Below are 13,885 nucleotides of genomic sequence, written 5' to 3' on the forward strand. Positions count from 1 at the left end.
GAACAAGCTCGGGGATAGGCGGATGCGGAAAATGAAGCGGTGCCATAATGGAAATTACGGGGCGATCATTGCTAGCCTCATTGGCTCCCGTAGTGCTTCCTCTCGTGCAACCACTGATCAAAATAACCATCAACAGCCCGATGATACAGAGACGACCGCGCTTAAAAGTTTTCACGTTTACCTGTGTGTTCATGATCCTTCCCCCTTGCTACAGCAGCGTTTTGCGGTCATAATCAGAGGAAATGATTATCCGCCAGACAGATGATTATTGCTCTTCACGACAGACTTGACTACAATACATAGATACAGAAATGATCATCCTAAGATAAGGTGTTGGCTGCGATGCCCAATTTAAGTTTCCTCAGCAAAATGACCATGTTCGGGTTTTTACTCAGCACGCTCCCGGTTATTTTTATCGGTGCTTTTGCCTTCATAACCTCGTCGAATGAGATCCAAAAAAATGTAAACGAAGGTAAAATGCAGTTAATCACCCAAATCAACTCCAATGTAGAGCAGAAATTAACGACTGTCAACCATACACTTAATCAAGTCATCAACTCCACCGTGCTCAAAAAGGCAATGGACATGCCGTTAACTGTAAACGATTTCATGATGTATGACGATCTGCGCAGCGAGATTCGGTATATGCAATCTTTTGACACGAAGCTGGAAGATGTCATCTTGGTCAATGCCCGCGAGAACTGGATGATTAAGAATTCGGGGTTGTACCGTTTTGACGGCTACCCTTTTTATGATAAAATGCTGAACCTGATGAACACGCAGGAGAACAGCACATGGATTTTGAACCCGTCGAAGTGGTTTTTTACGGAGGAAAATGCTCGGAGCGTAACCTGCGATTACAGTATCTCATTGGTCAAAAAGCTGCCAACCACCGGGCTGGAGAAATACGGTTTGGCGATGGCTAACATTCCTGCCTGTTCCCTGCAGGATTTGATTCAAAGCGATACCAAACATCTCGAGGACATCCTGATTATGGACGAGCACAATCAGATTCTCATGCATCCGGATGCCAGCCTTATTGGCAAATCGATTACCGAGGCCGGCCTGAAGGATCTAAGCCAGCTCAAGGCGCCTACAGGTCAATTCACGGCGGATATCAACGACAAGAGCTATTCTGTGAGCTATCTGCATTCGAACTTGAATAATTGGACTTATTTGTCTTTAACCTCCATCGACAGTTTGACCACAGAATCACGCAAAATCGGAATCTACACCATCTACGTCTGCATTCTGATGCTGCTTCTGTCCATGCTGCTCGCTTGGCTCGGTTCGCGCAAAATGTACTCGCCTATCCAGCTCCTGCTCAATCAAATCGGAGGCCTCGTTACCGTGAACCAGAAGCGGAAGGCCAACGAGTTCCAGATGATCAGCGAGCATGTCCATACGTTGTTCCAATCCAAGTCCCAGCTGGAAAGAGAGGTTCACCAGCATATCGGCCAGGTGCGGACCTTCTTCTTGATCAAAGCTTTTCAGGGTCATATCAAAACAAGCGAGCTGCCCGATAAATTAGCCCAATTCGGCTATACGAAGCATGTGGACGAATGGAAAACAATGTCCGTCATTACGCTGCAGATCGACTCCATCGACAATACGCGTTATGAAAAAAGGGACATGGAGCTGCTGCTTTTCGCCGCACACAATATGATTGAGGAGCTCATTCCTTCCGAGCAGCGGCTTGCTCCGGTCATTATTGATCAGACGGTGGTGACCTTGATTGGAAGTCCAGACAGCGAGGCTGCCGCTTTCCGCAACAAGGTCTACGCCTTGACGGAGCAGATGCAGCAGCATATCTTCAGCTATCTGAATCTGCATGTCAGCATCGGAATGAGCCTTCCCATCCATGCTTTTTCGCAAATGTCGATCGCCTACAAAGAAGGACTGGAAGCTCTGAAGCATCGTATCAAGCTCGGCGAGGGCATCATCATTCAGTACGAAAATATTAACTCGGGCAAACATTTCTTGAATCTAAACTATCCTAAGCCGCTCGAAAATGAGTTGATGGACGCCATCAAGGTGGCTGAAAAGGATAAGTCCAAAGAGCTGCTGCGACAGCTCCTGCAAGCTGTATTCGCCGCGCCGCTTTCGCCGCAGGAATACCAGATTCCGCTGGCTCGGCTGCTCAATAACCTGCTGATGGTGATGCAGGAATCCGGCATCTCTTTGAATCAGATTCACCCGAACAAGGGCTCACTCTTCGAGGAGCTGTTGAATCTGCATATGACGGCGGAAATCGAAGACTGGTTCTGGACAGAGGTCATCCACCCGCTGATCCGCATCTACCGTGACCGGCAGGATGAGCAGTACCACAATATTTCAGAGAAAATTATCGATCTTGTGCAAAAATATTACGATACCGACCTTACGTTGGAAGAATGCGCATCCAGATTGCATTACAATGCGAATTATCTAAGCAGCATTTTCCGCAAAGAAACGAATTGCTCCTTCAGCGATTACTTATCCGCCTACCGGTTCAATATGGCGAAGAAATGGCTGCTCGAAACAGATATGCCAATCAAGGATATCTCGTCCAAGCTGCGCTATAACAATTCACAGAACTTCATTCGGTCCTTCCGCAAACAGGAGGGTATTACCCCAGGGCAATACCGCGATAAGCAAAAGGAAGGCGTCGCTCCATAGCGCCAAACTGCAGCCAACGCCAAAAGCCTCCGGAGCCACCAAGCCATCGTTGGTGGTTCCGGAGGCTTTTGCCTCTTCGTTAAACTAGGGTGAGCTAGCTGGTTGTCCAGCTTTCTACTCGCTTGGATCTACGGCTGCCTTCAGAGCGGCACGGTTGTTCCATAAGAACGAAACAACGCTGTTGCGTTCTTCAAAGAACGCTTCTTTTTCATCCAAGTAGTCATTACCACGCCCATGTACGCTGAACCTATCATCGTTGTAGTTCATCAGCGTCCACTGCCCCCCACGCTTGTTATCAGCGAACACAAGGTATAGTTTCTGGCCCGAAGGATCCCACTTCGCATACGACGAAAAGTTGTCCAAAATCAAGCCAATGTCATCCTTCTTTTTAATTTGCATGATCTTATCTCCTTTTCATATTTATATAGGCATATTTAGTAGAACAGGAACATAGTAAACGAGAATGCCTGAAAATGTTGTCGGACTGTGCAGCTGGCTCATAGGAACCTTTGTCGAATGGCAAATCTCCTGGCATTTCATGAGACTAGCAGCCTGAAACAGCAAAATGAGCCGAGGACACGAAGTCCTCTGGCTCACTTTGAATCTAACTAATAGTCTTGCAGATGCTCCAGATGAAATAGATGGAAATTCTACCGGTAACCTGCGCAGCTCAGCGGCTGGGAATGAAATAGCGGTAGAAGCTCCATCTAAATCGCTGGTAGCTGGGCAATAGCTGCTATTTTCGGCGAAATTAACGCGAGAAATTCCCGTTATTTGCACTTAATTGGAATAATTATGGAAAATATCAGCAGGAATCGGCGTTATTGAAAAGTAATTCATCCACGCGTATCCCATCATGCAATTAACCGTGCAACAGCCTACAGTCCTGCCGCCGCATAAACTTTGTCAAAGCCCGCCTTGGAGCGCTGCACCAAGCTCTCCGGGGAATCCGTAGGAGGCGTAGCCGTCAAAATTTCCTGCGAAACAGCGCCTTTATAGCCGATCTTCGCCAAAGCTTGCAGGAAGCCCGCCAGGTCGATCACGCCTTCGCCTGGGTACACACGTCCGTTATCCAGCACATCCTCTACCGGAACGTCCGGCGCGTCGTTGATGTGGACGTGGACGATCTGCTCAGGGTGCAGCTTCTCGATGTCAGCTGCCGTTAAACCGTTCGTGTACCAGTGGTACGCGTCGTACAGCAAACCTACATTGCTCTCGCCGATCGCATCAATCCAATCCAGCGTCTCCTCGACCGTCCAGATGAACGGATGCTTCCAGCGTGTGCGCAGGTGATGCGGCCCCACGAACTCTAGACCAAGACGGATGCCGTATGCGCCAAGGATTTGCGCGCAAGTGCGCAACCTGCGCGTAGCCAGCGCCATGAAGTGCGCGGCATTCAGATCCGTCGACGGCAGAACGTACGTGCAGCAGCTTGTACAGCCAAGCGCTGCAGCCGCTGCGGCAGCTTGTGTCAGCTTCGGCAGGTCGGCGCGGAAGCGCTCCTCGGACGCGCGCCATTCCACCGGTAGACCGATGGAACCCACCACAAGGCCATGTTTGCCCAGCAGCTCGCGAGCACCATCTACGCTATGGCTTTCTACTAGGGCAAGCGCGTCGATATCGACGGCTTCAAAGCCGTATTTTGCCGCTAACTCGATGAACTGCTCATTGCTTTCCAGCTTGCCAAGTCCTGCTCCCGTTAACCCTCTAAGCATCGTGTTTCCCTCCCGAATTAGATGTCCCAGTTTAGTTTAACTTCATTCCCTGTCCGGGAAGATTCATAGATAGCATCGAGAATTAAATTGTTCGTAAAGCCGGATAGCGCGGATGTAATCGGCTGTTTGCCTTCGCGAATGCACGATAGGAAATGTCTGCTTAGACGCAAGCGTTCTCCTTCATCATTCTCAGGCTTTTTCAAATCTGTCTCGATAGCCCGATTGAATTTCTCTGTCAGCAGTTTGCCGGATGCTCCTTTGTAACTTGCGCCGCCATCAGTACCCATCAGATGAATGAATGGCGTATTGTCCGTATCCATATGAACTGCCCAGCTCACTTCCAACGTCAACGTGCTGCCGTCTTCCATCCGGATGAGTGCTGTAGCCAAATCTTCCACATCATACGTGCCGTTCCAATTCGGCGTCCCCCACGTACCAATCCCCTTTTTGCGAGGACCGAATTCCGCATAAGTAGCACCAAAGACGGAAACTGGCTTCGGATTGCCCATCAGGTAGAGCGCAAGATCCAACATGTGAACCCCAATATCAATCAACGGGCCTCCGCCCGATTCGTCCATTTTCGTAAACCATGTGCCCCAGCCTGGGATGCCTTTGCGGCGGAACCAGCCTGTTTTGGCTGTGTAAATTTTGCCTAGCTCACCAGCTTCAACCTGCTCTTTGATCAGCTGCGGTACAGCTTCCCAGCGCATTTGGTGACCGATCATCACCACTTTGTCCGAAGCTTCGCTCGCTTTCAGGATCTGCTTGGCTGCTTCAGCATTAATGCCCATTGGCTTCTCAATCAGCACGTGCTTGCCGGCTTCGATAGCTTGTACAGCAAGGGATGCATGATGTTGGTTAGGCACACCAATAATGACAGCATCTACATTGTCGCTTTGAATAAGTTCCTCAGGGCTAGCTGCTACGTAGGCAATGCCGTACTCTTGAGCTTTTGCTTGCGCCAGAGGCAAGTAGGCGTCTGTGATCTCCGTAATTTCACAGGAATCTGCCAATTTCGAGAACTCGCGTATATGCACGCCGCCGATGTTACCAGCACCAATAATACCTATTCTAATTTTACTGCTCCCCACGCCTAGTTCCTCCTCATATGTACATCCTGTATGACCTGCTTTTATGATAAAATAAAGGCAGTAGAAAAACGCACCTATATTTCGGAAAACGTCCCATTTCTTCGAAGGAGATTAGCTGAGTATGACGTATTTTCCCGACTATTTGAAAACGTACCCAAACATGCACTCCTCCTTCCCTTTTCATATCAGCAAAAATACGCTGGGGCACGGCTTTCGCGCACATCGCCACGATTTCCTCGAGCTGTCCTATGTCATTGAGGGCACGGGATCAGAAAGCATTAATGATGTCAATCATGAGATGAGGACAGGCACTTTCACGTTCGTGCTGCCTTATCAGGTGCATGAAATTTTCACGGACCCTGGTCAGAAGCTGGTCTTGTATAACTGCATGTTCAGCATGGACCTGCTGATGGAGTCGGGGAGTGATCCCGGTCTGTCAGGGCTTCTAGGTGAGATGACAGCCTTGCCGCCCTATGTCCAGCTGCAGGGACAGGACCAGCAAATGATGCTCGCCCTCCTTGAGGAGATGTTTCAGGAATACAACGGCACCGAACGATACAGACAGACACTTCTAAAAGGCAAACTTAAAGAAATTCTCATCCGCTTCGACCGCCATCGTTGGAAGCAAGCCCCCCTTGCAGAGGCAGCAGCGATTCCGCTTCATGGTGCGAAGACGCATCACTCGGTTTGGCCTATCATTCATTATATTCATCGCAACTATCAGGAAGAGCTGGCCTTATCGGACCTTGCTTCGAAGTTCGCGATGAGCGCTTCACGGATCTCCGAAGTGATCAAGCAGACGACTGGCCAGACTTTCGTCCATTTCCTGCACGACCTGCGGCTGCGCCATGCTTGCAGTCTGCTCGTGTCCACAGAGATGAGTGTAACGGAGATTGCGCTAGAGGTTGGATATGGCTCATACAAAACGTTCTCCCGCATTTTCCGGGAAAGCAAAGGCATCGTGCCCAAAGATTATCGCAAAGCAGAGCATCATCGCCGGATAACGTGAGCAGGGAGTCGTCCCAGTTAGGTTAGCAATGGTCTATCTCTTCCTCCAAGCGATTATACTTAACATAGTATATTTGACTACGAGGAGAGTGCTGATCTTGTCCAATGAGTTTGTTGCACGTTCTTTGGAAGAAGTGCGATTCTGGTCCCGAATCATGAAGGAACATTCGCTTTTTCTAAAGCTTGGTTTTCGCTGCGAAGACACACAACTCATTCAGGAAGCGAATCAATTTTACAGCATTTTCGAGCAAATTGAAGGCAAAGCCCATTCGTATAACGAGGCGACTGATCCCGCGCAGATTCAACGTTTTAACCTAGAAGCGCACACAGCCGCAACACACATTTGGGCTTTTAAAAGAAAAGTTCTTGGCCTGATCATTCAGTGTAAGCTGCCAGGGGGCAATAACTTCCCTTTACTCGTTGATCATACGAGCCGAGAAGCCAACTATTTCAGGAACCGACTAGAGGAATTAAATACAGGAAGACTGGACCCATTGCCCGATGCAATTATTCATGAAAATGTTTTCTTCCTGCRCATTATGGCGGATCATGCCAAATTCATCGGACATCTGCTTGACCCGTCAGAGCGTCAATTAGTCGAGCAAGCCCGCAATTTCAGCCATGATTTTGATCAGCTGTTATTTCAAGCGATCGACCTCAGCGGCATGCGGCCGCAGTCGCAAACGGAGCCGCTTCTGGATCAATTCCTGGATCAGAATCGCGTTTCCGTCGTCTCGCTGCGAGACTTCAAGAAGACGGCCAGAGATTTAATCGAAGCCTGCAAGATCAAAAGCATCATTCATCCACTGCTCGCGGACCACGTGTTTCGGGAGGCCGAGAGGTTTCTGTTCATTATTGATGCTTTTGAAGTGGCGCTCACGGGGAAACAGGCCGGAGCCTAGAAATAAAATGCTAAGGCCGCTGCGGAGGGGATGTATCCCTTTCTTTGGCGGCCTTTTTGAATTAGGTGGAACTGTGGTCCTCTATTTTAGCGAAACTAGCTATTTTGCGCGATTAGTGGGAACTACAGTCCTCTATACCTCTATTTCCAAGCTATTCCATGGCTTTCATCCCAAAATAACGCCCTGTAGTTCCCCAAAACGGCCACCCCCTGCTCATCGGGCTTAAATAACGTCCTGTAGATCCCTCGCACGCACGTTCGAACATTACTTTACAAGCAACCTCACGATCATCTCCGAAATAAACCGCTCACTATCAGGCGATACTACTCCAATCCCCCACATGCCTCTGCCTCCATATATTCCTTGACAGGAATATTCCGAATAAAGTATATTTTAAGCATGAATTCGACTATGAGTGCTCTCGCCGAGCCCAACCGATTACACATTGTCGAACTCTTGCGTGACGGTCCCCTCACTGTAGGGGAAATCGCCGATCGACTTGGGCTTAACCAGCCCCAAGTTTCCAAACATCTCCGCGTCCTCAGCGAGGCCGGAATCGTGGAGGTTCAACCGATCGCCAATCGGCGGATCTATAAGCTGCGGCCCCAGCCGCTCCAAGAGCTAGATGCCTGGGTGAAGTCTTTCCGTCGCATTTGGGATGAGAGCTTCGACCGCTTGGACGCCTATTTGCAGGAATTGCAAAGCAAGGAAAGAAATTCGGATGACAAGCCTTAGCGCTGTCGCCGCGAGACTGCTGCGGGTCCCACTTCAAAGTGGAAGAGAGACCCGACCTGCTCCTAACTTTACCCGTACAGATTGATCCTATCTTAAACTTATGGAGGTATTCACCCATGTCCGAAGCTACAAACGCCAGCTCATTAGTCATTACACGCACATTCAACGCTCCCCGCGAGCTCGTCTTCGAATGCTGGACGAAGCCCGAACATCTGATGCACTGGTGGGGACCAACAGGGATGCAGCTGGAAGTATCCACGTGTGATGTTCGTCCAGGCGGCATGTTCCACTTCAGCATGAAATCCCCAGATGGCTTTCAAATGTGGGGCAAATTCGTTTATAGCGAAGTTTCCCCTCCGGACAAGCTCGTGTACACGAACTCATTCTCCGATGCGGATGCGAACACAATACGTGCTCCGTTCAGCCCAGTTTTCCCACTTGAAATCTTGAATATCGTAGCTTTCGAAGAGCAAGATGGCCAAACAACTGTCACGACTAGCGGTGGCCCTGTAAACCCAACCGAAGAAGAAGCTGCTTTCTACGCTTCCATGATTGAGAACATGGAACAAGGTTTTGAAGGTACTTTCCGTCAACTCGACGATTACTTGACGAAGCTTGCTTAACGCCCTATGCACCGACTCACCAGAGCCGGTGTTTTTTTCTCCTTCGCTAGTCCTTTTACCATCCATCCCCTCCCTGGATTGTCCGCCAGACGTCACAAAAAAGCCCTCTCCAACCGAATAGTATAGTAAGCTGTATATAATTCGGCAGCATTCGACTGAACCCAAAGGAGACAAGCTCATGTTTCGCCATAAAATGATGAAACCCAGTGCGGCGCTTCTGCTGACGGCTGTACTTTTTGCTGGCGCTGCACCGGCGTCCGCACTATACTCCCCTTCGGTGAACGCCGTTACCAAGCAGGTAACCGCCCAGGGCAAATCCTATAACGTAAGCGTCGTTACGGTCGACTTGACCGATCCAACATTGGAGCTCGCTCCTGCCTTGGCTGACGGTGGCATTGGTCATGACGCTCCGCTTTCAGCGATCGCAGAGCGCGAAGGAGCCGTTGCCGCGATTAACGGCACATTTTTCAACGCCTATGAGTCTAACCCCTATATCCGCTATTCTAACGGGACGATGGTACAAGACGGTGAAGCTCTTCACTCCGGCGAAAATCAAACCTTTATTCTGAATCGGGATAAAGTACCCGATATTCAGTTCGTGGACCTCGACATCGCCGTGCGCGTCAGTGAAGGTAACGAAACTTACACCATTAACCCTTGGGGGGTTAACAAGTATTACGGTGAGGACAGCACCGATCAAGTGATCTGGTATACCCCGGACTTTGGCAGCTGGATCAGCTTCCCGAACGGGACGAAAGTCGTCATCGAGGATGGACTCATCACTCGCATCACGAACGATTCCGTGCAGGTTCCCCCCGGCGGTTACGTTCTGTATGTAGGCAACAGCGCCRACAACCGGCAGCACGTCCTGCCGAATCTAGACGTCGGCGATCGCGTCACGAAGGAGCTGCTAGCCAAAGGTGAAGGCGGCAGCTCTCTGAACGCCAAGTCGTGGCTGGCGGCCATCGGGGTTGGGCCGAAGCTGGTCACGGACGGCGCTGTCGATCTCGACGTTACGCGGGACGGCTTCTCTGACCCGAAGGTGACGCAATCCCTAGCTGCGCGCAGCTTCATCGGCATCGACGGGTCTGACCATCTCGTGATGGGCACCGTGCCGAGCGCAACGCTTTCCCAGCTCGCCGCCATCACCCTTCAGCTCGGGCTGAAGGAAGCCATGAATATGGACGGCGGGTCCAGCTCCGGTCTGTATGCCAACGGCACCATGCTGACCTATCCCGGCCGCGAGCTGAGCAATGCGCTCGTCGTGCGCAAGCTGGACAAGCCGAAGGTGCAAATCGACATCAACGGCCAGCCTGTGTATGACTATAGCGGCTTTATCGTCAAAGAGACGACCGTTGTTCCGATCCGTCCTTTCATCACCGCGATGAATGCCGGTTTTCAGTGGGATGCCGCGCCCCGAACGGCCACAATTACGAGCGCAGGCGTGACGATGAAGCTGAAGGACGGGAGTTCCACAGCGACGGTGAATGGCAAATCTGTCTCCGTGCCTGTCCCTCTTCAGATCATGGAGGACAGCCGCATGTATGTTCCTCTCCGCCTCGTCGCGGAGTCTCTTAACAGCAAAGTGGACTGGAACAGCAGCTTGTACAGGGCATCCGTTCGCCTACCTTAATAATGGATTATGTAACCACCAAAAGACCTGAGGGCAAGCCTTCAGGTCTTTTCATTCCCCACTACATTTAACCATCACCAATCAGGCAAAAATCTTCAATTTGACCGGTATCCAGAATGGCATCGATATCAATACGCTGAATGCGATTCCTGACTTCGTCCACAACTTTGTCATTCGCAGTCCCTTTGATATACATGAAGGCGACATCTGTTTTGGAAATCCGACCTATACGGAGGGCTTCCATCCGAAGGGAAGGATGTTTGATTCTTCGGCGGATGAGTGACGTATTGGTGCGCAGCGTTTCTGTAAAGCTCTCGCGAGGCCCCCGGACGACAGCTTCCACGTTGGATTCTGTAATTCCGCGCGACTCCCATCCCCTGGTGCTGACGATGAGTCCTAGCTGGCAGTTATCCAGCAATACGGCGGTATCCCCGGATAGTATTGCATCGCAAAGATCCTCCATCAACTCGGTTTTGCTCACACCGCCTAAAGGAATAATGTATCGTTCCAGGGCACCTGGAATATCCGTTAACATACGGCCATCCAAGTTCCGGAAGTCCCCTGAGAACAGCATAAGCGATTCTAACAATTCATGAATGGAAGTTGGATCAGCCAATCCATCTGTGAATATAATTGCAGCTGGCAGCTCGCCCGATACTCCGATGCCGAGCTCTCTGATAATAATGTCGCTGCTTTCCCCCAGAATATCGATAAACTGCGCTATATTTTCAGATAGACGGGGGGTTAGCGATGGAGCGGCAGTCGTAGACATAGGATCACCCTGTTTGTGGTTTAGCTATTTGTACCGTTCCCTTATTCTGGATGCATTATGTATCACATCCAGTCACATTTTTGCGTGCTGATTCATTGAGTTTTCTATCCCATAACGCTTATAATAAAACGAGAAAAAGTTTAAAAGAAAAGGTGTCATTTCATGAGCATATTAAATGTAGAAAGATTAAGTCACGGCTTTGGAGACCGCGCCATCTTCAACGACGTCTCGTTCCGCCTGCTCAAAGGGGAGCATATCGGACTCATCGGTGCTAACGGAGAAGGTAAATCTACCTTCATGAACATTATTACAGGCAAGCTGCAACCGGATGATGGCAAGGTTGAATGGTCCAAGCGCATGCGCGTTGGCTACCTGGATCAGCATGCCGCCCTGAGCAAAGGCATGAGCATCCGCGATGTCCTGAAGGGAGCTTTCCAATATCTGTTCGACATGGAACAAGAAATGAATGACATGTACGGCCGGATGGGCGATGTGACCCCGGAAGAGCTTGAACAGATGCTGGAGGATGTCGGTACGATTCAGGATACGTTGACGAATCAAGACTTTTACATGATCGATGCCAAAATCGAGGAAACCGCTCGCGGACTAGGCCTCACTGATATCGGCTTAGAGAAGGATGTTAACGATTTGAGCGGTGGTCAGCGGACGAAGGTGCTTCTGGCGAAGCTTTTGCTGGAGAAACCCGACATTCTGCTTCTCGATGAGCCTACCAACTATTTGGATGAGCAGCACATCGAATGGTTGAAGCGTTATTTGCAAGAGTATGAGAATGCCTTCATTCTAATCTCTCATGACATTCCGTTCCTGAACAGCGTTATCAACCTGATCTATCACATGGAAAATCAAGCTTTGAACCGCTATGTTGGCGATTACGATCACTTCCAGCAAGTACACGAAATGAGGAAACAGCAGCATGAGTCTGCTTACAAACGCCAACAACAAGAAATTTCCGAATTAAAGGATTTCGTAGCCCGTAACAAAGCGAGCGTCGCGACGCGGAATATGGCCATGTCCAGACAAAAGAAACTCGACAAGATGGACGTCCTTGAACTAGCGAAGGAGAAGCCGAAACCTCAATTTAATTTCAAAGAGGGCCGCACGTCTAGCAAGCTCATTTTTGAAACGACTGATCTTGTTATCGGCTATGATCAGCCGCTATCCAGACCGCTTAACCTGCGGATGGAACGCGGTCAGAAGATTGCGTTAGTCGGTGCCAACGGTATCGGGAAAACGACCTTGCTGCGGAGTATTCTCGGCGAAATCCAGCCTGTTTCCGGCTCTGTTCAAAAAGGAGAGCACCAGCAAATTGGTTATTTCCAGCAGGAAATCAAAGATTCCAACAATAACACTTGTATCGAAGAAATATGGAATGAGTTCCCATCATTCACGCAATTCGAAGTGCGCGCGGCGCTAGCCAAATGCGGTCTCACCACGAAGCATATTGAGAGTAAAGTTGTCGTACTGAGCGGCGGCGAGAAGGCTAAAGTCCGTCTCTGCAAGCTGATCAACCGCGAAACGAACCTGCTGGTACTCGATGAGCCGACCAACCATTTGGACGTAGACGCTAAGGATGAGCTCAAACGTGCACTGCAAGCCTACAAGGGCAGCATCATTCTGATTTCCCACGAACCGGATTTCTACCGTGATGTTGTGACAGAAACTTGGAATTGTGAGTCTTGGACAACGAAAGTATTCTAGGAAATAAGAAGTGGCCATCTTTGAGTAGATTTATCTACTTGATGATGGCCTCTTTTTTGAAGTTTCTCTGACAAAGCCGCCAAGCTCTGCTTACTAACATAGCCCCAGTTGCTTTCACTTGATACAAAGTGTATCATAAAATTTAATCACACTGTTATCGATCCTACTCATTCATGCTACGAAAGCGAGGGTATCTATGCCTGTCATCCGCCATTTTTTCCAGAGCAAACTCCTCCTTTGGCTGTTAGTCTTATGTTTAAGTGATGCCCTATTCACGGACATCGGCTTGCATCTGTCCTTTATCGAAGAGCTGAACCCTCTGATACGAAGTGTCTATGAATGGCATGTAGCCGGATATTACTTCCTTAAACTCATTCTTCCCCTGCTGCTCATGGCCTTCTACCCTTATATTCGGAAACGCACATGGGTCAAACCCTGCCTCTCCCTCACGGTTGTCATCTATGGGGCTGTCAATGTGTATCACTTCGTCTGGTTATCGTACGGACTAACCTACCTTGCTACCAACTAGCAGCAACGAAAAAAAGAACCTAGCCAGTTTGATCTTCTGCCAGGTTCTTTTTTGATTCCTCTTATCGCCTATATGGTTGCTATAATCCGATCGATCTCCATCTGTACCCGCACGATCCCTTCCTTGCAGGCTTCCAAATTGATTTCTTGCTCCATCTCTTTCTCGAGTACCAAGACAGCCGCTAACAAGGACTCGGCATAAAAATTCGCGGCCACTCCCTTCAGTGTATGCACCATGCGACGAGCAACGGCATCTTCCCGATGGATCATGGGGGGCAGCAGCTTCTCCGTGAAACAAGCATAATCTTGTTTAAACTTCTCAATCATATATTGAAAAATGTGGATTTTTTGATCGATATTCCGCAGCACACGTTCCGCATCCATGCCCTTAATGTGCAATAACCAATGCAAATCCTGCCACTTCTCCAACATATCAGATAGCTGCTTCTCATTCACGGGTTTAACCAAGATGCCATTGAGTCCCAGCTTCAGCATTTGCAT

14 protein-coding genes and 1 pseudogene are annotated in these 13,885 nt (G+C 49.5%); 9 read left to right on the forward strand and 6 right to left on the reverse strand.

Annotated elements, in window-relative coordinates:
* Window positions 1–193 (reverse strand): annotated as a pseudogene (locus AC1DUA_RS04405) (hypothetical protein); the annotation flags it as partial.
* A gap of 149 nt (window positions 194–342) precedes the next feature.
* On the opposite strand from AC1DUA_RS04405, the gene AC1DUA_RS04410 reads away from it, so the two are divergent.
* Entirely contained in the window at window positions 343–2,658 is a 2,316-nt protein-coding gene (locus AC1DUA_RS04410; RefSeq protein WP_477498572.1) for a helix-turn-helix domain-containing protein, read from the forward strand.
* A gap of 114 nt (window positions 2,659–2,772) precedes the next feature.
* On the opposite strand, the gene AC1DUA_RS04415 is transcribed toward AC1DUA_RS04410, so the two are convergent.
* Window positions 2,773–3,057 carry a hypothetical protein gene (locus tag AC1DUA_RS04415; protein WP_477498573.1) on the reverse strand — a complete coding sequence of 95 codons (285 nt, stop codon included), beginning with the start codon at window positions 3,055–3,057 and terminating at the stop codon, window positions 2,773–2,775.
* 166 nt (window positions 3,058–3,223) lie between these two features.
* On the opposite strand from AC1DUA_RS04415, the gene AC1DUA_RS04420 reads away from it, so the two are divergent.
* Window positions 3,224–3,391 (forward strand): hypothetical protein, encoded by a 168-nt coding sequence (locus tag AC1DUA_RS04420; RefSeq protein ID WP_477498574.1) that lies wholly within the window; start codon window positions 3,224–3,226, stop codon window positions 3,389–3,391.
* Between the two features lie 145 nt (window positions 3,392–3,536).
* Here AC1DUA_RS04420 and AC1DUA_RS04425 read toward each other — a convergent pair whose 3' ends face one another.
* Window positions 3,537–4,373 carry a sugar phosphate isomerase/epimerase family protein gene (locus tag AC1DUA_RS04425; protein WP_477498575.1) on the reverse strand — a complete coding sequence of 279 codons (837 nt, stop codon included), beginning with the start codon at window positions 4,371–4,373 and terminating at the stop codon, window positions 3,537–3,539.
* 17 nt (window positions 4,374–4,390) lie between these two features.
* Window positions 4,391–5,464, reverse strand: a complete 1,074-nt coding sequence (locus AC1DUA_RS04430; protein WP_477498576.1) for a Gfo/Idh/MocA family protein — start codon at window positions 5,462–5,464, stop codon at window positions 4,391–4,393.
* 121 nt (window positions 5,465–5,585) lie between these two features.
* Here AC1DUA_RS04430 and AC1DUA_RS04435 point away from each other — a divergent pair, with 121 nt between their 5' ends.
* The 5 genes from AC1DUA_RS04435 to AC1DUA_RS04455 all read left to right on the forward strand — a co-directional run bounded on the left by AC1DUA_RS04435 (window position 5,586) and on the right by AC1DUA_RS04455 (window position 10,365).
* Entirely contained in the window at window positions 5,586–6,473 is an 888-nt protein-coding gene (locus AC1DUA_RS04435; RefSeq protein WP_477498577.1) for a helix-turn-helix domain-containing protein, read from the forward strand.
* A 97-nt stretch (window positions 6,474–6,570) separates the two neighbouring features.
* On the forward strand, window positions 6,571–7,374 hold the full coding sequence (locus AC1DUA_RS04440) for a DUF2935 domain-containing protein (RefSeq protein ID WP_477498578.1): 804 nt from the start codon (window positions 6,571–6,573) through the stop codon (window positions 7,372–7,374).
* A gap of 399 nt (window positions 7,375–7,773) precedes the next feature.
* Window positions 7,774–8,109 (forward strand): ArsR/SmtB family transcription factor, encoded by a 336-nt coding sequence (locus AC1DUA_RS04445; RefSeq protein ID WP_477498579.1) that lies wholly within the window; start codon window positions 7,774–7,776, stop codon window positions 8,107–8,109.
* 116 nt (window positions 8,110–8,225) lie between these two features.
* Window positions 8,226–8,732: an SRPBCC domain-containing protein gene (locus tag AC1DUA_RS04450; protein WP_477498580.1), complete on the forward strand. Its 507-nt coding sequence runs from the start codon at window positions 8,226–8,228 to the stop codon at window positions 8,730–8,732.
* A 178-nt stretch (window positions 8,733–8,910) separates the two neighbouring features.
* Window positions 8,911–10,365 (forward strand): phosphodiester glycosidase family protein, encoded by a 1,455-nt coding sequence (locus tag AC1DUA_RS04455; RefSeq protein WP_477498581.1) that lies wholly within the window; start codon window positions 8,911–8,913, stop codon window positions 10,363–10,365.
* A 67-nt stretch (window positions 10,366–10,432) separates the two neighbouring features.
* On the opposite strand, the gene AC1DUA_RS04460 is transcribed toward AC1DUA_RS04455, so the two are convergent.
* Entirely contained in the window at window positions 10,433–11,137 is a 705-nt protein-coding gene (locus tag AC1DUA_RS04460) for a spore germination protein (protein ID WP_477498582.1), read from the reverse strand.
* Between the two features lie 162 nt (window positions 11,138–11,299).
* Between AC1DUA_RS04460 and AC1DUA_RS04465 the strand changes: the two genes are divergently transcribed.
* Both AC1DUA_RS04465 and AC1DUA_RS04470 read left to right on the forward strand, forming a co-directional pair.
* On the forward strand, window positions 11,300–12,856 hold the full coding sequence (locus tag AC1DUA_RS04465) for an ABC-F family ATP-binding cassette domain-containing protein (protein ID WP_477498583.1): 1,557 nt from the start codon (window positions 11,300–11,302) through the stop codon (window positions 12,854–12,856).
* Window positions 12,857–13,052: 196 nt separating this feature from the next.
* Window positions 13,053–13,385: a DUF5658 family protein gene (locus AC1DUA_RS04470; RefSeq protein WP_477498584.1), complete on the forward strand. Its 333-nt coding sequence runs from the start codon at window positions 13,053–13,055 to the stop codon at window positions 13,383–13,385.
* 68 nt (window positions 13,386–13,453) lie between these two features.
* On the opposite strand, the gene AC1DUA_RS04475 is transcribed toward AC1DUA_RS04470, so the two are convergent.
* The coding region (locus AC1DUA_RS04475; RefSeq protein WP_477498585.1) for an Hpt domain-containing protein at window positions 13,454–13,885 on the reverse strand (432 nt) is incomplete at its 5' end.

It is taken from the genome of Paenibacillus sp. 01T422 (assembly GCF_056398785.1).